The 16,886-nt window shown below is 73.1% G+C and carries 17 protein-coding genes and 1 pseudogene; 15 read left to right on the top strand and 3 right to left on the bottom strand.

All coding sequences use genetic code 11. The features are described from left to right. Positions 1-3 precede the first annotated feature (3 nt). Complete coding sequence (locus MFF61_RS28635) at positions 4-750, bottom strand: competence/damage-inducible protein A (protein ID WP_238241086.1); 747 nt, start codon at positions 748-750, stop codon at positions 4-6. 118 nt (positions 751-868) lie between these two features. Here MFF61_RS28635 and sfsA point away from each other — a divergent pair, with 118 nt between their 5' ends. The 14 genes from sfsA (at position 869) to MFF61_RS28565 (ending at position 15,070) form a co-directional block, all read left to right on the top strand. Further along, positions 869-1,582 (top strand): DNA/RNA nuclease SfsA, encoded by a 714-nt coding sequence (gene sfsA, locus MFF61_RS28630; RefSeq protein ID WP_238241085.1) that lies wholly within the window; start codon positions 869-871, stop codon positions 1,580-1,582. A gap of 62 nt (positions 1,583-1,644) precedes the next feature. Beyond that, positions 1,645-3,471, top strand: coding sequence for an aminopeptidase P family protein (locus MFF61_RS28625; protein WP_238241084.1), 1,827 nt, complete (start codon positions 1,645-1,647; stop codon positions 3,469-3,471). Positions 3,472-3,562: 91 nt separating this feature from the next. Continuing rightward, entirely contained in the window at positions 3,563-4,195 is a 633-nt protein-coding gene (locus MFF61_RS28620) for a DsbA family protein (RefSeq protein WP_238241083.1), read from the top strand. A gap of 83 nt (positions 4,196-4,278) precedes the next feature. Next, entirely contained in the window at positions 4,279-7,725 is a 3,447-nt protein-coding gene (locus tag MFF61_RS28615) for a chromosome segregation SMC family protein (RefSeq protein WP_238241082.1), read from the top strand. 154 nt (positions 7,726-7,879) lie between these two features. Next, positions 7,880-8,260 (top strand): AtpZ/AtpI family protein, encoded by a 381-nt coding sequence (locus MFF61_RS28610; protein WP_238241081.1) that lies wholly within the window; start codon positions 7,880-7,882, stop codon positions 8,258-8,260. 81 nt (positions 8,261-8,341) lie between these two features. Next, the gene (locus tag MFF61_RS28605; RefSeq protein WP_238241080.1) at positions 8,342-9,097 is read left to right on the top strand and encodes a F0F1 ATP synthase subunit A; all 756 of its coding nucleotides are present in this window, start codon (positions 8,342-8,344) and stop codon (positions 9,095-9,097) included. 90 nt (positions 9,098-9,187) lie between these two features. Then, positions 9,188-9,415 carry a F0F1 ATP synthase subunit C gene (locus tag MFF61_RS28600; protein WP_012336551.1) on the top strand — a complete coding sequence of 76 codons (228 nt, stop codon included), beginning with the start codon at positions 9,188-9,190 and terminating at the stop codon, positions 9,413-9,415. A gap of 151 nt (positions 9,416-9,566) precedes the next feature. Next, entirely contained in the window at positions 9,567-10,130 is a 564-nt protein-coding gene (locus MFF61_RS28595) for a F0F1 ATP synthase subunit B (RefSeq protein ID WP_238241079.1), read from the top strand. 18 nt (positions 10,131-10,148) lie between these two features. Continuing rightward, positions 10,149-10,634: a F0F1 ATP synthase subunit B family protein gene (locus MFF61_RS28590; RefSeq protein WP_238241124.1), complete on the top strand. Its 486-nt coding sequence runs from the start codon at positions 10,149-10,151 to the stop codon at positions 10,632-10,634. A gap of 283 nt (positions 10,635-10,917) precedes the next feature. Beyond that, complete coding sequence (gene curA, locus MFF61_RS28585; protein ID WP_238241078.1) at positions 10,918-11,931, top strand: NADPH-dependent curcumin/dihydrocurcumin reductase; 1,014 nt, start codon at positions 10,918-10,920, stop codon at positions 11,929-11,931. A gap of 92 nt (positions 11,932-12,023) precedes the next feature. Beyond that, the gene (locus MFF61_RS28580; RefSeq protein ID WP_238241077.1) at positions 12,024-12,242 is read left to right on the top strand and encodes a hypothetical protein; all 219 of its coding nucleotides are present in this window, start codon (positions 12,024-12,026) and stop codon (positions 12,240-12,242) included. Between the two features lie 246 nt (positions 12,243-12,488). Further along, complete coding sequence (locus MFF61_RS28575; RefSeq protein WP_238241076.1) at positions 12,489-13,562, top strand: transglycosylase SLT domain-containing protein; 1,074 nt, start codon at positions 12,489-12,491, stop codon at positions 13,560-13,562. A gap of 122 nt (positions 13,563-13,684) precedes the next feature. Further along, the gene (locus tag MFF61_RS28570; RefSeq protein ID WP_238241075.1) at positions 13,685-13,939 is read left to right on the top strand and encodes a hypothetical protein; all 255 of its coding nucleotides are present in this window, start codon (positions 13,685-13,687) and stop codon (positions 13,937-13,939) included. Between the two features lie 90 nt (positions 13,940-14,029). Next, positions 14,030-15,070, top strand: coding sequence for a DUF808 domain-containing protein (locus tag MFF61_RS28565; protein ID WP_238241074.1), 1,041 nt, complete (start codon positions 14,030-14,032; stop codon positions 15,068-15,070). A 363-nt stretch (positions 15,071-15,433) separates the two neighbouring features. On the opposite strand, the gene MFF61_RS28560 is transcribed toward MFF61_RS28565, so the two are convergent. Beyond that, positions 15,434-15,652, bottom strand: a complete 219-nt coding sequence (locus MFF61_RS28560; protein ID WP_238241073.1) for a DUF6894 family protein — start codon at positions 15,650-15,652, stop codon at positions 15,434-15,436. A gap of 282 nt (positions 15,653-15,934) precedes the next feature. Between MFF61_RS28560 and MFF61_RS33945 the strand changes: the two genes are divergently transcribed. Continuing rightward, complete coding sequence (locus tag MFF61_RS33945) at positions 15,935-16,066, top strand: hypothetical protein (protein ID WP_283206050.1); 132 nt, start codon at positions 15,935-15,937, stop codon at positions 16,064-16,066. A 412-nt stretch (positions 16,067-16,478) separates the two neighbouring features. Here the strand turns inward: MFF61_RS33945 and MFF61_RS28555 are convergent. After that, positions 16,479-16,886, bottom strand: a pseudogene (locus MFF61_RS28555) (hypothetical protein); the annotation flags it as partial.

The following is a 16,886-nucleotide window of genomic DNA, read 5'->3' as shown; positions in this document are numbered from 1 at the left end:
CCCTCAGCCCTTCGCGGCGTGCAGGCGCGCCACCGCCGCCTCGATGTCCCGGCGGGCCGCCGCCACCATGTCGGCGTCGCGCCCGCGCACCACGATCTGGTTGCGGAAGCCCGCGGCCGTCATGGACGGATAGGAGCCGATCGACACGCCCGGATGCGCCCCCGCTACGGCGGCGAGGTCGGACGCGTAGGCGCCCTCGGGCAGGGCCCCCGCCTCGATCGTCTCGGCGAGCACCCGCGCGCCGGTCCTGAGCCGCGGCGCCACCCGGTCGAGCATCGCCTGCATGATCGAGGGCACCCCGGCCATCACGATCACGTTGCCGATCATGAAGCCGGGCGCCTTGGAGATCGGGTTCTCGATCAGCTCCGCCCCGAAGGGGATGCGGGCCATGCGCAGCCGCGCCTCGTTGAGGTCGGCCTCGGCGTGGCGCTCCAGCAGCATCGCCCGGGCGCGCGGATCGACGTCGATGCCGACCCCGAACGCCGCCGCCACGCAATCGGCCGTGATGTCGTCGTGGGTCGGGCCGATGCCGCCGGTGGTGAACAGGTAGGTGTAGCGGGCGCGCAAGGCGTTGACGGCGCCGACGATCTCCTCGGCCACGTCCGGGACGACGCGCACCTCGCGCAGGTCGATGCCGGAGTTGGTGAGGTACTCGGCGATGTAGCCGATGTTCTTGTCCTTGGTCCGGCCCGAGAGGATCTCGTCCCCGATGACCAGGATGGCGGCCGTGACCGGTTGCGGGTCGGACATCGGATCTCCTTCAGGCGAGGACGGTGTGCTCTATCGCGGCGGTGGGCGCCGCTCAAGCATGGTCCGCCCGGTGCGCGGCTGCTAAGCGGGGCGCGATGCCGAACCCCGCCCGTCTCCCGTGCACTTCCCGACTCCGCTGACCGAGGGGCGGCTGGTGCGCCGCTACAAGCGCTTCCTCGCCGACGTCGCCCTCGCGGACGGCTCGGTCGTCACGGCCCATTGCGCCAATCCGGGCGCGATGCTGGGCCTCGTGGCGCCCGGCCGGCCGGTGCTGCTCTCCGCCTCGGCCAACCCGGCCCGCAAGCTCGCATGGTCCTGGGAGATGGTGGAGGCCGATCTGCCGGGCGGGCCGCAATGGGTCGGCATCAACACCCTGCGCCCGAACGCCCTGGTGGCGGAGGCCTTCCGGGAGGGCCGGCTCCCCGCCCTGCGGGGCGCCGTCTCGCTCAGGCCCGAGGTGCGCTATGCCCGCGCGAGCCGGGTCGACTTCCTGGCCGACGGGCCGGACGGCCCCTGCCACGTCGAGGTGAAGAACTGCCACATGATGCGCCGGGCCGGCCTCGCGGAGTTCCCCGACTGCACCGCCGCCCGCAGCGCCCGGCACATGGACGACCTTGCCGACGTCGTGCGCGCGGGCGGGCGGGCGATGGTGATCGTGGTGGTGCAGATGCGCGCCGAGCGCTTCGACGTGGCGGGCGACATCGACCCGGCCTTCGCGGCGGCGTTCCGGCGCGCCCGGGCGGCCGGCGTCGAGACCCGCGCCCATGTCTGCCGGCTGAGCCCGCAGGAGGTCGCGCTCGCGCACGAGATCCCGATCGTCACGGCGCCTTGAGCCCGGGACGGAGGGCGGGCCGCCCATTGCCGCCACGCCGGCCGCGGCGTACCCAGGCAGGCATGATGCACGCCCGCTTCCAGACCTTCGACGATCCCGGCCACAAGGCGGGCGCGGCCCGCGTCGCGGCCTTGCGCGCGGCGATGCTGCAGCAGGGCTTCTCGGGCTTCGTGGTGCCGCGGGCCGACGAGCACCAGTCGGAATACGTGCCGCCCCAGGCCGAGCGGCTGGCGTGGCTCACCGGCTTCACCGGCTCGGCCGGCACCGCCGTCATCCTGCCCGACCGGGCCGCCCTGGTGGTGGACGGGCGCTACACCCTGCAGGCGGCCGAGCAGGTGGACACCGCGGTGATCACGCCGGTGCCGCTCGCCGAGACCTCCGCCGAGGCCTGGATCGAGGCGAACCTGCCGCCGGGCGGCGTCCTCGCCTACGACCCCTGGCTCCACACGCCGGACGGTCTCGCCCGCCTCGAGCGGGCGGTGCAGGCCGCGGGTGGGCGGCTCGAACCGGCCCGCCTCAACCTCGTGGACCAGATCTGGATCGACCGGCCGGCCGCGCCCAGGGCGTCCGTCGTCCCGCATCCGGAGGCGCTGGCCGGCGAGAGCGCGGCCGCGAAGCTCGACCGGGTGCGCGCGGCGCTCGCCAAGCCCAAGGCCGATGCCCTCGTCGTCTCCGATCCGCACAACCTCGCCTGGGCCTTCAACTTGCGCGGCGGCGACGTCGCCCACACGCCCCTGCCGCTCGGCTACGCGATCATCCCGCGGGAGGGCCGCGCCACGCTCTTTCTCGACGCCGCCAAGGTGACGCCGGAGGCGCAGGCGGCCCTGGCCGGCCTCGCCGAGCGGGCCGACCCGGCGGCGCTCCCGGCGGCGCTCGACGCGCTCGGGGCCGCCCGGGCGCGGGTGCGGCTCGACGCGGCCACCGGGGCGGTGGCCCTGCGGCGGCGCATCGAGGAGGCGGGCGGCACGGTGGAGGTCGGCCCCGATCCGATCACCGGCATGAAGGCGGTCAAGAACGCCGCCGAGATCGCCGGCACCCGGGCGGCGCACCGGCGCGACGGCGCCGCGGTGACGCGCTTCCTCGCCTGGCTCGCCCGCGAGGCCCCGGGCGGCGCGGTGAGCGAGATCGCGGCGGTCTGCCGGCTCGAAGCCTTCCGGGCCGAGGGCGGGGATCTGCGCGACGTCTCCTTCCCGACCATCGCGGGCAGCGGGCCGAACGGCGCCATCGTGCACTACCGGGTGACGGCGGCCACCGACCGCAGGCTGCGGCCGGGCGAGCTCTTCCTGATCGATTCCGGCGCGCAGTACCGCGACGGCACCACCGACATCACCCGGACGGTGGCGGTCGGCCCGCCGACGCCCGAGATGCGCGACCGCTTCACCCGCGTGCTCAAGGGCCACATCGCGGTGGCGACCGCGCTGTTCCCGCGCGGCACCACGGGGGCGCAGATCGACAGCTTCGCCCGCCGCCCGCTCTGGGAGGCGGGTCTCGACTTCGACCACGGCACCGGCCACGGGGTCGGCTCGTTCCTGTCGGTGCACGAGGGGCCGCAGCGCATCGCCAAGACCGGCACCACCGTGCTCCAGGCCGGCATGATCCTGTCGAACGAGCCGGGCTACTACCGGGCGGGCGCCTACGGCATCCGCATCGAGAACCTGATCCTGGTGGAGGAGCGCGCGATCGCGGGCGCCGAGCGCCCGATGCTCGGCTTCGAGACCCTGACGCTGGCCCCCCTCGACCGCGCCCTGATCGAGCCCGCGCTGCTCGCCCCCGCCGAGGCGGCGTGGCTCGACGCCTATCACGCCCGGGTCCGCGAGACGCTGTCGCCGGACCTTGATCCCGAGACCCGCGCGTGGCTCGACCGCGCGACGCGCCCGCTCGGGGCCTGAACCCCCGCGACGCTGCCAAACCTTGCCTTGCGACGGCCGGGATTCTACCGATCTGCTCATTCGACAGCCCGGCTCCCTTCGGAGAACGACCATGATCACCCGGCGCGACGCGCTGACGCTCACCGGCGCGGCCCTGCTCTTTCCCCGCCTCGCGCTCCCCGCCTTCGCGCAGGGACCGGCCGCCGACAGCCTGCTGCAGCCCGGGCCGCTCGGCGACGTCTGGCTCGGCCCGGCCGACGCGAAGTGCACGATCATCGAGTACGCCTCGATGACCTGCTCGCACTGCGCGGCCTTCCACAAGACCACGTGGCCGGCGCTCAAGGAGCGCTGGATCGACACCGGCAAGGTGCGCTTCACCCTGCGCGAGTTCCCCCTCGACCCGCTCGCCACCGCGGCCTTCATGCTGGCCCGTGCCGACAACTCCGCCCGCTACTACCCGATCACCGACCTGCTCTTCGACCAGCAGGCCACCTGGGCCTTCGTGCCCAAGCCCCTCGACGCCCTCGAGCAGATGATGAAGCAGGCCGGCTTCTCGCGCGAGAAGTTCGAGGCCACGCTCAAGGACCAGAAGCTCTACGACGCGATCAATGCCGTGAAGGAGCGGGGCATGACCGTGTTCAAGGTCAACTCGACCCCGACCTTCTTCATCAACGGGCAGAAGCACCAGGGCGAGACCTCGATCGACGCGATGGAGAAGGTCATCAAGCCGATCGTCGGGGCGTGAGGCGCGGCGAGCAGATCCGTCGGCCGGGACTCCGGGCCGGGCCGGAACGCGGCCCGGCCTGACCGGCGCCTCCCGGACGCCCGATGAAGCTCACCCGCCTGCGCATCGTCGGCTTCAAGACCTTCGTCGAGCCGAGCGAGTTCCTCATCGAGCCGGGCCTCACCGGCATCATCGGCCCGAACGGCTGCGGCAAGTCGAACCTCGTCGAGGCCCTGCGCTGGGTCATGGGCGAGAACTCGCACAAGAACATGCGCGCGTCCGGCATGGACGACGTGATCTTCTCGGGCTCCGGCCACCGGCCCGGCCGCAGCCACGCCGAGGTGACCCTCAGCCTCGACAACGCCGCCCGCACCGCACCGGCCGCCTTCAACGCCGCCGACGTGCTGGAGGTCGCCCGGCGCATCGACCGGGGGGCGGGCTCGACCTACCGCATCAACGGCCGCGAGGTGCGGGCGCGCGACGTGCAGCTGCTGTTCGCCGACGCGGCGACGGGCGCGCGCTCGCCCGCGATGGTGCGCCAGGGACAGGTGGCCGAGCTGATCGCCGCCAAGCCCCAGGCGCGCCGGCGCATCCTGGAGGACGCGGCGGGCATCGGCGGCCTGCACGCCCGCCGGCACGAGGCGGAGCTGCGGCTGCGCGCCGCCGAGGAGAACCTCGCGCGGGTCGAGGACGTGCTGACGGCGATCACCTCGGGCGTCGACGCGCTGCGCCGGCAGGCCCGCGCAGCGCAGCGCTACCGGGCGCTCGCCGCCGAGATCCGCCGCCACGAGGCGCTGCTGCTGCTGATCACCCATGCGGGCGCCCGCGCCGAGGCCGCGGCCGCCGAGCGGGCGCTGGCCCTGGCGCAGGAGCGCACCGCCGCCGCCCAGGCCGAGCAGCAGGAGGCGGCGCGCATCCAGGCCGTGGCGGCCGCCGCGCTGCCGCGCCTGCGCGAAGCCGAGACGGAGGCGGCCGCCGCGCTCCAGCGCCTGACGCACGCCGCGGCCGCCCTCGACGCGCAGGAGCGCCGCGCCGCCGAGCGCCTGCGCGACCTCACCCGTCAGATCGCGGACCTGCGCCGCGACATCGCCCGCGAGACGGCATCCCGCACCGACGCGGCCGCCACGCTGGAGCGCCTCGACGCGGAGGCCGCCGCCCTGGCGGCGGAGGCCGGGGCGGAGGACGCGCGCGAGGAGGCCGCCGCGCGCGCCGCCGCGGCGGACGCGGCGCTGGCCGACGCCGAGGCCGCGCTCGCCTCCGCCCAGGCGGCGGCGGCCGAGCATCAGGCCCGCCGTGCGGCCCTGGAGCGGACCCTGCGGGACGAGCGCATCCGGGCGGAGCGGTTCGCGGCCGAGCGCGGCCGCCTGTCCGGCGAGGCGGCGCGGGTGCCCGCGGGCGCTCAGGGTCTCGCGGATCTCGGGGCCGCCGTGGCGGCGGCGGCCGAGGAGAGCGAGTCCGCCGAGGAGGCCGCCCTGGCCGCGCGCGAGGGGCTGGCCGCCGCCCGCGACGCCGAGGCGCGCGCCCGGCCGGCCCTGGGTGCGGCGGAGCGCGAGGCGGCGCGGCTCGACACCGAGGCCCGCACCCTCGCCAAGCTGGTCGCGCCCGCGGCCGAGGCGCGCTTCGCCCCCGTGCTCGACGCCGTCACGGTGGCGCCCGGCTACGAGGCGGCGCTGGCGGCGGCGCTGGGCGAGGATCTCGACGCCTCTACCGATGCGGCGGCGCCCACCCGCTGGGCGGGGGCGCCGCATTCGCCCGAGGATCCGCCCCTGCCGCCCGGGACGGAGCCGCTCGCGCGATTCGTCACGGCGCCGGACCCGCTCGCGCGGCGCCTCGCCCAGATCGCGGTCGCCCCCCGCGCCGCGGCGGCGGCGCTGCGCGGCGCCCTGCGCCCGGGCCAGCGCCTCGTCACCCGGGAGGGCGACCTCCACCGCTGGGACGGGTTCACGGCCGCCGCCGAGGCGCCGGCGCCGGCCGCGCGCCGGCTCGCCGAGCGCAACCGCCTCGACGCGCTCGCCGAGCAGGCGGCGCTCGCCCGGGCGGCCGCGGAGGCCGCGCGTGCGCGCTTCGAGGCCGTGCAGGAGGCGGTCCGGGAGGCCGCCGCCGCGGAGGCGCGCGCGCTCGACGGCGCCCGCTCGGCGCGGCGCGGCTTCGATGCGGCGCGCGAGGCCCTGGCGGGCGCCGAGCGCCGGGAGGCGGACGGGGCGGCCAAACGCGCCGCCCTCGCCGAGGCGTTGGCCCGCGTGACCGACGAGGCGGAGGAGGCCGCGGCCCGGATGGAGGCCGCGGCGGAAGCGCTGGCGGAGCTGCCCGAGGACGCGGAGGCGGCCCACGCCCTCGCGGCGGCGCGGGCTCGCGCCGAGGCGGGCCGGGCGCGGGCCGCGGAGGCGCAGGCCGCGCGACTCGCCCTGGCGCGGGCCGAGGACGAGCGCCGCCGCCGCCGCGAGACGCTCGAGGCCGACCGGGCGCGCTGGCGCGAACGGGCCGGGCGCGCCGAGGCCGCGCTGGAGGACTTAGCCGCGCGCGCGGCGCGGGCCGAAGAAGAGCAGGGCGAACTCGCGGAGGCGCCCGACGGCTTCCGGCTGGAGCGCCGCCGGCTCGCGGGCGCCACCGAGGCCGCCGAGGCCGCGCGCCGGGAGGCCGCCGACCGGCTCGCCGCCGCCGAGACGGCGCAGGCCCGGGCCGATGCCCGGGCGCGCGAGGCCCTCGACGCGCTCGCCTCCGCCCGCGAGGGGAGGGCGGCGGCCGTCGCCGGGCACGAGGCGCTGGTGCGCCGCCTCGCCGAGATCGCCCGCAGCATCCAGGACACCCTCGATACCACCCCCGAGGGGCTGTTCGGGCTGGCGGGGGTGGCGCCGGGCGACGCCCTGCCGGAAGCGGCCGGCATCGAGGCGCATCTCGCCGGCCTCAAGGCCGACCGCGAGCGGCTCGGGGCCGTGAACCTGCGGGCCGAGGCGGAGCTGGCGGAGGCGGAGGGGCGGCGCGACGATCTCGGGCGCGAGCGCGACGATCTGATCGAGGCGATCCGCCGCCTGCGCGGCGGCATCGCCAGCCTCAACCGGGAGGGCCGTGAGCGCCTGCTCGCCGCCTTCGCGGCGGTGAACGGGCATTTCGAGCGCCTGTTCACGACGCTGTTCGGCGGCGGCACCGCCGAGCTGACGCTGGTCGATTCGGACGATCCCCTGGAGGCGGGCCTGGAGATCCTGGCCCGCCCGCCCGGCAAGAAGCCTCAGACCATGACGCTGCTCTCCGGCGGCGAGCAGGCGCTCACCGCGACCGCGCTGATCTTCGCGGTGTTCCTGACCAACCCCTCGCCGGTCTGCGTGCTCGACGAGGTCGACGCCCCCCTCGACGACGCCAACGTCGAGCGCTACTGCGACCTCTTGGACGCGATGGCGCGGGACACCGACACCCGCTTCCTCGTCATCACGCACAACCCGATCACCATGGCGCGGATGAACCGGCTGTTCGGGGTGACGATGGCGGAGCGGGGGGTGTCGCAGCTGGTCTCCGTCGATCTCGCCACCGCCGAGTCCTTGCGCGAAGCGGTGTGAGGGCGGCGCGGCCGTTGCGAATCAGCAAGGCGGACCAAAGACTTATGGCTAATTCACGCGTCCTTGACTCCCAAGGTGGGCGAAACTATGGTGCGCCCGCTCGAAGGGGGCACCCGGGTCCGATCCCATCGCCTCGCCGACGTGAGGTCGCGCCATGACCGGCAAAGACCCGCGCGACGAGACCGAAACCGGTCGGGATCCTGCCGCCGACAGCGATCTCTCCGCGAGGCTCAAACGTCTCGAAACGCAGATCGACCGGAAGCGGCCCCCGGCTGCTCCCGATCCTTCGTCGCGTTCGGGACGGACGGACCAACCCTCGCCCCTCGGCCAGGCCATGCGTCTCTCGACGGAGTTCGTGGCGGGCGTGCTGGCGGGCGGCCTTCTCGGCTGGGGCTGCGACCAGCTCCTGGGCACCAAGCCCTGGGGGTTGATCGTCCTGCTCGTGCTGGGCTTCGCGGCCGGGGTCTACAACGTGATGCGCGTGTCGGGGTTTTTTCGTGTCACGGACACGAAGAATGACGGCACGGGGACTTGATCATCCGGTGGATGCCGTGCATCCGCCAGCACGGATCAGGCGCCGCACCCGCGGTGCCGACAGGGGAAGGGCGGGACCGGCATGGCCGCGAAGATGGATCCGATCCACCAGTTCGAGCTGAAGCCGCTGATTTCGTTCGGGCACATCGGCCACCAGGAAATCGCCTTCACGCAGTCGGCCCTCTACATGTTCGCCGCCGTGGGTGTGATCGCGCTGCTCACCATCGTGGCGACGAGCCGCCGTTCCCTCGTCCCCGGGCGCATGCAGTCGCTCGCCGAGACCTTCTACGAGTTCATCGCCTCCACGGTGCACCAGTCGGCCGGGCACGGCAGCGAGCGCTTCGTGCCGCTCGTGTTCTCCCTCTTCATGTTCATCCTGGTCCTCAACCTGTTCGGGATGATCCCCTACACCTTCACGGTGACGAGCCACATCATCGTCACATTCATGCTGGCGCTCGTGGTGATCCTGACCGTGGTCATCTACGGGTTCATGGCGCACGGCACCCACTTCCTGAACCTGTTCGTGCCCCCGGGCGTGCCCGGCTGGCTGAAGCCGCTGGTCGTCGGGATCGAGGTGGTCTCGTTCATCTCGCGGCCGATCAGCCTCTCGGTGCGTCTGTTCGCCAACATGCTGGCCGGCCACATCGCCCTGAAGATCTTCGCGGGCTTCGTGCCGGCCCTGCTCGCGGCCGGAGCCGCCGGCATCCTCTCGCCGCTGCCGCTCGCCCTCGCGGTCGCCCTCACGGCCCTCGAGGTGCTGGTCGCCGTGCTGCAGGCCTACGTCTTCGCGACGCTGACCTCGATCTATCTCAGCGACGCGCTGCACCCGGGCCACTAGGGCGCCCGGGCCACCCTTTCCCACCCCGGTTCGCCGTGTCGCGGCCGGATCCCACCCGCCAGACGACTAGACGACCTCAGGAGTACTCAGATGGATCCCGTTGCTGCGAAGTACATCGGCGCCGGTCTCGCCTGCCTCGGCATGGCGGGTGCCGCCGTGGGCCTCGGCAACCTGTTCGGCCAGTTCTTCGCCGGCGCCCTGCGCAACCCCTCGGCCGCCGACAGCCAGCGCGCCAACCTGCTCCTCGGCTTCGCGCTGACGGAAGCGCTCGGCATCTTCTCGCTGCTCGTCGCGCTGCTGCTGCTCTTCGCGGTCTGATCCCAGCCGGATCCGCGGGCGCCCTCAGCGCGCGCCGGCCCGGCGCGCGCCCGAGGCGCCCACCTCTCTCCGAAGCCGCGCCCCGGATCGGAGCGCGGCGGTCCGACGGACTTCACCTGCGGGTCCCCTCCTCGCACACCCGGACGACACGATGGCGCAGCCCAAATCCCCCGCCGGCCTGCAGGAAGGCCTGATCCAAGAGCCGGCCTCCGAGCACGGCGGCGGCTTCCCGCCGTTCCAGACCAGCACCTTCGCGGCGCAGATCCTCTGGCTCGCCCTCGCCTTCGGGCTGCTCTACTACCTGATGTCCCGGGTCGCGATCCCGCGCATCACCGCGATCCTGCACGAGCGCCAGGCCCGGCTCTCCAGCGACCTCGACGAGGCCGCCCGGATGAAGAGCGACGCCGACGCCGCCCGCGACGCCTACGAGACCTCCCTCAAGCAGGCACAGGACAAGGCCAAGGGCATCGCCCAGTCGACGCGCGACCAGCTCGCCGCCGAGGCGGAGGCCCGCCGCAAGACCCTGGAGGCGGATCTCGCCACCAAGCTCGCCGCGTCCGAGGAGCAGATCCGCTCCCGCACCGCGAGCGCGATGGGCAACGTGCGCGAGGTCGCGGCCGATGCCGCCACCGCCATCGTGGAGCGCCTGATCGGCCAAGCCCCCGACCGCGCCGCGGTCGAGGCCGCCTACGACCGCGCCCAGACCGTCCACTAGCCCGGAGAACCGATCATGCTGATGGAAGCGGAATTCTGGGTCGCCGTCGCCTTCTTGGTGTTCTGCGGCATCGTCTGGAAGGCCGGCGGCTTCGCCCAGATCGTCAAGGGCCTCGACGGGCGGGGTGAGCGCGTGCGCCGCGAGCTGGAGGAGGCCCGCCGCCTGCGCGAGGAGGCCGCCAGCGTGCTGGCCGACTACAAGCGCCGCCGGAGCGAGGCCGAGCGCGAGGCCGAGGCCATCGTGGCCAGCGCCCGCGAGGAAGCCGAGCGCGCCGCCGCCGAAGGCCATGCCCGCCTCAACGAGTTCGTGGCCCGCCGCACCAAGGCCGCCGAGGCCAAGATCGCCCAGGCCGAGGCGCAGGCCGCCGCCGAGGTTCGGGCCGCCGCCGCCGAGGCCGCCGTGCGGGTCTCGGAGACCATCCTGCGCGAGAAGGTCAGCGGCGAGGCCGCCCAGGACCTCATCCGCCGCAGCCTCGGGGACGTCAGGACGCGCCTGCGCGCCTGACGCGTCACGCGCTCGCGATTCGCGCTACGACGGGCGCCGCGGCTTGGCCGCGGCGCCCGTTTCGCGTCCGAGGGGCAGCGACGGACGGATTTGGATCGGCGCGCGGATGACGGGATCGTCCTCGAGCGTCCGGGGGGCGGCCCATCTCCCGTGACGGCGGGCCGGCCGGGGCGGCGTGGGCGCGGAGCGCCGGGCCGCGGCGGCGTTGACGCGGGCGGGCGGGGCGCCAAGTCGGTGGCGTGGCCGCAGCGCCGCTCGGGACACCATGCCAGGGGAGACCGCCATGTCCGACGTCAACCGCCGCATCGTTCTCGCGTCGCGCCCGCACGGGGAGCCGAGTCCGGCCCATTTCAGGCTGGAGCGGGGCACGGTGCCGGTGCCCCGCGACGGCGAGGTGCTGCTCCGCAACCGCTACCTGTCCCTCGACCCCTACATGCGCGGCCGGATGAGCGCGGCGAAATCCTACGCCAAGCCGGTCGAGATCAACGAGGTGATGGTCGGCGGCACGGTGGCGGAGGTCGCCGCCTCGCACCATCCCGGCTTCGCGGTGGGCGACACTGTGCTCGCCTATGGCGGCTGGCAGGATTACGCCGTCTCGAACGGGCAGGGGCTGCGCAAGCTCGATCCCGCGGCGGCCCCGGTCACGACGGCGCTCGGGGTCCTCGGCATGCCGGGCATGACCGCCTATACGGGCCTGCTCACCATCGGCGCGCCGAAGCCCGGCGAAACCGTGGTGGTGGCCGCCGCCACGGGGCCGGTGGGCTCGCTGGTCGGGCAGATCGCCAAGCTCAAGGGCGCCCGGGCCGTGGGGATCGCGGGCGGCGCCGACAAGTGCCGCCACCTCACCGAGGACCTCGGCTTCGATGCCGCCGTGGACCATCGCGCGGCCGATCTGCCCGCGGCCCTGGCGGAGGCCTGCCCGGCGGGCATCGACGTCTATTTCGAGAATGTCGGCGGAGCCGTGTTCGACGCGGTGCTGCCGCTCCTCAACGACTTCGCCCGCATCCCGGTCTGCGGCCTCGTGGCCAACTACAACATGACCGAGCTGCCCCCCGGCCCGGACCGGGTGCCCGCCCTGATGCGCGCCACCCTGAGCAAGCGCCTGACCTTCCGCGGCTTCATCGTCTGGGACTTCGCCGAGCAGGAGCCCGCCTTCCTGGCCGATGTCTCGTCCTGGCTGCGCGAGGGCCGCATCCGCTACCGCGAGGACGTTGTCGAGGGTCTGGAGGCCGCGCCGGAAGCATTCATCGGCCTGCTCAAGGGGCGTAACTTCGGCAAGCTGGTCGTGAAGCTGTGATCCGGTTTCGTCCGCGCTGGCCTGCCGCTGCGGAACCGGGCGGTGTGCCGCGAGGTTCTTCGATCCTGCATCGAGATCCCGAGGAGATCCGCATGAGAGTGATCGCGATCCTGGCCGCCACCGCGGCCCTCACCCTGTCGGCGGCCGGCGCGGCCGAGGCCAAGGGCTGCATCAAGGGCGCCCTCGTGGGCGGGGCCGCGGGGCACGTCGTCGGTCACGGCGTCGCCGGAGCGGCCGCCGGCTGCGTCGTCGGACGCCACCAGACGAACAAGCGCGACCGCGCCAAGGCCGCCCAGCCGGCGCCCCGCTGAGGCCAGCACAGGGGCGGCCCACGGGCCGCCCCTCGCAGTGCAACATGGTGACGAACGCGTTAACCGGAACGGGAGAACAGCAAAGCTTGGCCGTAAGCTCGGCCGTTTCCTGACGGGAAAAAGGCGAAGCTTGCCCTGGACGCGCTCACGGGAGCGCGAGCGCCGCCGTCATGTCGCCACAACTCCCCGGCTTCCTGCCGGAAACGCGCCGGACACACCCGGCGCCTTTCCGGGGCACAGGACACGATGCATCAGCGCGCGATCGGACCATCGGCACGGGGCACGCGGTGGGTTCCGGCTGCACCGCGAGACGCGCTGACGCTCGGCGGATCCGCCGGCTGCGCGCATGGCGGGATGCCGTTCATTGCCCGCACGGTGCTGATCGCAGGCGCCCTCGCGGCGGGGCTCGGCGCGCTTCTGAACACCTACGGGCCGGACCTCGCGACGAGCCGCCCGTCGGTGACCCTGATGGCCGACCTGCTGGTGATGCCGCGCCCGCGGGTGCAGGCGCAGCCCAAAGAGGCGCCGCTGCGCGCGCCGGTCCACGATCTCGACACGGCGCTCGGCTCGGAGGGCGTCGACCGCGTCTCCTACGACGACCTGATCACGGCGACGCTCGGCGGCGATCCGAACGAGGTGCTGGTGTTCGGGCCGATGAAGGTGCGCCGCCACATCGTGCAGACCATCGTCAAGGCGGCCTATCGCACCGGCATGGATCCGGTGCTCCTGATGGCGGTGGCCGACAAGGAATCGAGCTTCCTCACCGAGGTGCAGGCCCGCACCTCCTCGGCCACCGGCCTCTACCAGTTCATCGAGCGCACGTGGCTGCAGGTGATGCGCGAGTTCGGGGCGCAGCACGGCTACGCCCGCGAGGCGGCGCTGATCGCCGAGGACTACGCGGTGGCGGAGGCCGCGGAGCGCGCACGCATTCTCGACCTGCGGCGCGACCCCGCCCTGTCGGCACTGCTCGCGGGCGAGATGCTCAAGCGCGACAGCGCCCGCATCGCGGCCCGCATCGGCCGCCCCCTCAGCCTCGGCGAGACCTACCTCGCCCACTTCCTCGGGCCGGACGACGCCGAGCGCTTCATGGCCAAGGTGGTGGAGGAGCCCAAGGCGGAGGCCGCGGCCCTGCTGCCGAAGCCGGCCCGGGCCAACAAGCCGATCTTCTACGAGCGGGTCGGGCGGCGGAAGGCCCGCAGCCTGACGGTGGCGCAGGTGCACGACAAGTTCGAGGCCATGATGACGACCCGCGGCGACCGCTACCGCGACGTCGGCTCGATGATGGGCGTGATGGCCTACGCGGCGGCGCAGGCCCCCTGACGGGATGCTGAGCTCAGGCCGCCCGGTTGATCGGGCGGGAACCTGCCTTAAACTCAGGCCTTGGGAGCGGGATGGCGCCGCCGGGCTGGCCCGGACGGCGCACCGGCAGGCCGAGGAGGGCGATGGCAGTGAAGGACGACGCGGATTCCTACGCCCGGGAATATGCCGCCACGGCCGGGCAGCAGGCCGCCTTCTTCCGAGAGCAGGCCGAGCGCCACCGCCGCGAGGCCGCCCGGGTCCGGCTCGGCGCCGAGATGAGCGACGGCGAGGAAGCCCGCGCCGCGCAGACGAAGCGCGCCGAGCAGCTCGAGACCCTGGGGCGGCACGACGACACGATGGCGGATGCCTTCGAGGCCAGGGCGCGCGGGCCGAACTGAGCCTGCCCGCCGGCTCCGGGCTGCACCGGCCGGATCCTAGCCGCGGAGCGGGAGTTGCTCCGGCTGGTACAGCCCCGACCCGGACGCCTCATGGCCACAGGATTCCTCGCCCTGCTCGACGACATCGCCGGCCTCGCCAAGGTGGCGGCCGCCTCGCTCGACGACGTCGCCGGCCAAGCGGCCCGCGCGGGCGGCAAGGCGGTCGGCGTGGTGATCGACGACACGGCGGTGACGCCGCGCTACGTGACGGGCTTCTCCCCGGCCCGCGAATTGCCGATCGTCTGGAAGATCGCCCTCGGCTCCCTGCGCAACAAGCTCCTGTTCCTGCTGCCCGGCGCGCTGCTCCTCAGCCTCTTCGCCCCCTGGGCGATCACGCCGCTCCTGATGCTCGGCGGGGCCTATCTGTGCTTCGAGGGGGCCGAGAAGGTGGCCGAAGCGATCCGGCCGCACCGCGCGGAGGCGCACGAATCGGCCAACCAAGGATCGGCCAAGCCGGCCGGCGACCCGAAGGCCCTGGAGGACCAGAAGGTCCGCAGCGCCATCCAGACCGACTTCATTCTCTCGGCCGAGATCATGGCACTCACCCTCGCCAACGTGGCGGAGGCGTCCTTCCTCACCCAGGTGATCGTGCTCGCCGTGGTCGGCACCGGCATCACCCTGTTCGTCTATGGAATCGTCGCGCTGATCGTGAAGGCCGATGACGTGGGCGTGGCGCTGGCCCGCGAGCCGCGGCCGGCCTCGACCGCGCTCGGCCTGCGCGCTCCGCCTCAGGGCCCGCCGACGGACGGCGACCGGCGGCTGGCCCCGGTGACGCAGGGCGTCGGCCGCGTCCTCGTGCGCGGCATGCCGGTCCTGCTGCGCGGCCTCGCCGTCGTCGGCACCGCCGCGATGATCTGGGTCGGCGGCGGCATCGTCGTGCACGGCCTGGAGAGCTACGGCCTCGCCGGCCTCGGCCACGCGATCGCACACGCGGCGGACGCCGCGGGCGAGCGGCTGCCCGTGCTCGCCGGTGCCGCCGCCTGGATCGTCACCGCGGCGCTCTCGGGGGTGCTCGGCCTCCTCCTCGGCGCGGCTCTGATCCCGCTGGCCCATTACGTGGTGACGCCCGCCCTGCGCAGCCTCAAGGCCTAATGCCCGGCGGCCTCCGCCGACCGGGCGGCCGAAGAGCACGAGTCCGAGCGGAATGGTCGCGAAGCCCCGCTCAAGCCGGGGCGACTGCGCAGGAAAGTGCCACCTTCCGGCCAATGGCGCACGATTTTGCACTTGGCGGGCTTGCCTGAGCCCTGCCCGAGACGCTACGGTTCCGATGCCTAGGCCGTACAGAAGGCAGCCGAACGGCCTCACGTCTAGGAAGGAAACGCCCAGTGCGGCAGCGCTGCCACGACCCCGTCGTGGCAGCGCTGCCGTCGGCGTACCCGCACGGTGGCCATGGGCCACGCCGTGCGCCTTGCGGTCATCTGCCCTCGGCTCTGTTGGACGATCGTCGCGGCAGACTCACGGGATGGTGATGACGGCCAGAACCGTGTCGGTGCTCGTCCGGACGAGAAGCTTCCACGACCCTTTGAGTCCGGCCAGTTCGCCGTCGACCCGCATCTCCTGAACCGCCGCTTCGGCCTGTTCCAGGGCAGCCTGCGCGTCGTCGACCTCAACGCCCTCTTCGTCGCGGATGATGGTGTTTCCATCAGTCAGGTCGAAGTAGAAACGTTGTGCCACGCAGCTCTCCCCGGCCCGGTTCACGAGGCCACCGTGTAGCCGCCCGCCTACGCAGTCAACCACAGCCTTCCCTCCACACCAAAATATCCCGCATGCGTTCTTCAATCGCGGGCAACCAATCCAAGAACGACAATTGCGCCGCGATTGTCATTCTTTCGGATTGGTACTATGATAAAAATGGGTAGTCGGCGCGAATGCTCGACCGCAACTCGATAAAGCGACAATAAGCGGGTGAGCGGTCTACCGCAAGCGGGCTTGACTTCGAAGATGGGAGACGGGCTGATGTTGATGCTTTCCAGGACAGACGACGATTTCACCGGCATTTCTCCTCCGGAGCAGAAGGACAGGATACAGGTTCACATCGCGAGCGTGCTGAAGAAGTTGCTCACCTTGCAGTCGGACCCGAAGCGGTGAGGCATTGAATTGTTGCTGGCTGCTTAACCGAGCGCTAGAGTCGCAGGGACGGATACGCCTACTTCTTTTCAGAAAATAATATTTGAATGTGATGCCGGAATGATTGCTCGCGCCGAACGGCAGCGCACTTCCGGTGTTCTCGCCTCGCCCGTGATGCTGGCCGTCACCTGAGCGCGACCGTCATAGGCCTCGACCGGTCGTCTGCCGCGGCGAGGCGGGGTCGCCGCCATGTGGGCAGCAGCCCGCCCGCGGAAGCCCAGCGGTGCGCGTCATGCGGGATTCGGATGGCCGCGGACATTCCGCCGCGCCCTGCCGCGGTACTGTCCCTCACATCTCATACAGAGACATCTGCAGCCCCCTTGTCTCGCCACGTTCAGGGCGAATCAGTCGTGCGAGCGAACGCGGCGGGCCGTCACGGCGCGCGCATCCTGAGCAGCCGCCTGCGCCGCAACTGAGACGGCAGCGGCGGGATCGACGGCGAGGTATGCCAGGTCGGGCTCGTGTCGAGCTCGTCCCACGCATCCGACACCTCGGGATGCGCGACCCGCACCAGCAGCTCCTCGGCCGTGCGCTTCGGATCGGCCAAATAGAGGAGCTGCCGCGAGCCGGCCTGGACGCTGGTCATGCTCTGCGGATGAAAGTAGCGCGACCGGTTGCTCTTGAGGGCGTCGATCAACAGGTAGGTCGCGTTGATGGCCGGATTCGGAGTGAGGACGACCATCGACCGGCCCGGCGGAGCGAACAGGGCGGTGTGGAGCGCCGAGCCGATGCTGGCGATGATCGTCCGGCGCTGCGCGAGCAGCCTCACCTGCTCGTCGAA

Source organism: Methylobacterium isbiliense, assembly GCF_022179325.1.
In the GTDB taxonomy this organism is placed as follows: Bacteria; Pseudomonadota; Alphaproteobacteria; order Rhizobiales; family Beijerinckiaceae; genus Methylobacterium; species Methylobacterium isbiliense.
The sequence above is the reverse complement of the archived record's forward strand: the minus strand, read 5'-3'. Positions and strand labels throughout refer to the sequence as shown.

Coding starts and splice junctions, on each gene's coding strand:
- MFF61_RS28635 (WP_238241086.1), bottom strand. CDS start 750: ATGTCCGACCCGCAACCGGTCACGGCCGCCATCCTGGTCATCGGGGAC.
- MFF61_RS28625 (WP_238241084.1), top strand. CDS start 1,645: ATGATGCACGCCCGCTTCCAGACCTTCGACGATCCCGGCCACAAGGCG.
- MFF61_RS28620 (WP_238241083.1), top strand. CDS start 3,563: ATGATCACCCGGCGCGACGCGCTGACGCTCACCGGCGCGGCCCTGCTC.
- MFF61_RS28615 (WP_238241082.1), top strand. CDS start 4,279: ATGAAGCTCACCCGCCTGCGCATCGTCGGCTTCAAGACCTTCGTCGAG.
- MFF61_RS28610 (WP_238241081.1), top strand. CDS start 7,880: ATGACCGGCAAAGACCCGCGCGACGAGACCGAAACCGGTCGGGATCCT.
- MFF61_RS28605 (WP_238241080.1), top strand. CDS start 8,342: ATGGCCGCGAAGATGGATCCGATCCACCAGTTCGAGCTGAAGCCGCTG.
- MFF61_RS28600 (WP_012336551.1), top strand. CDS start 9,188: ATGGATCCCGTTGCTGCGAAGTACATCGGCGCCGGTCTCGCCTGCCTC.
- MFF61_RS28595 (WP_238241079.1), top strand. CDS start 9,567: ATGGCGCAGCCCAAATCCCCCGCCGGCCTGCAGGAAGGCCTGATCCAA.
- curA (WP_238241078.1), top strand. CDS start 10,918: ATGTCCGACGTCAACCGCCGCATCGTTCTCGCGTCGCGCCCGCACGGG.
- MFF61_RS28580 (WP_238241077.1), top strand. CDS start 12,024: ATGAGAGTGATCGCGATCCTGGCCGCCACCGCGGCCCTCACCCTGTCG.
- MFF61_RS28575 (WP_238241076.1), top strand. CDS start 12,489: ATGCATCAGCGCGCGATCGGACCATCGGCACGGGGCACGCGGTGGGTT.
- MFF61_RS28570 (WP_238241075.1), top strand. CDS start 13,685: ATGGCAGTGAAGGACGACGCGGATTCCTACGCCCGGGAATATGCCGCC.
- MFF61_RS28565 (WP_238241074.1), top strand. CDS start 14,030: ATGGCCACAGGATTCCTCGCCCTGCTCGACGACATCGCCGGCCTCGCC.
- MFF61_RS33945 (WP_283206050.1), top strand. CDS start 15,935: ATGTTGATGCTTTCCAGGACAGACGACGATTTCACCGGCATTTCTCCT.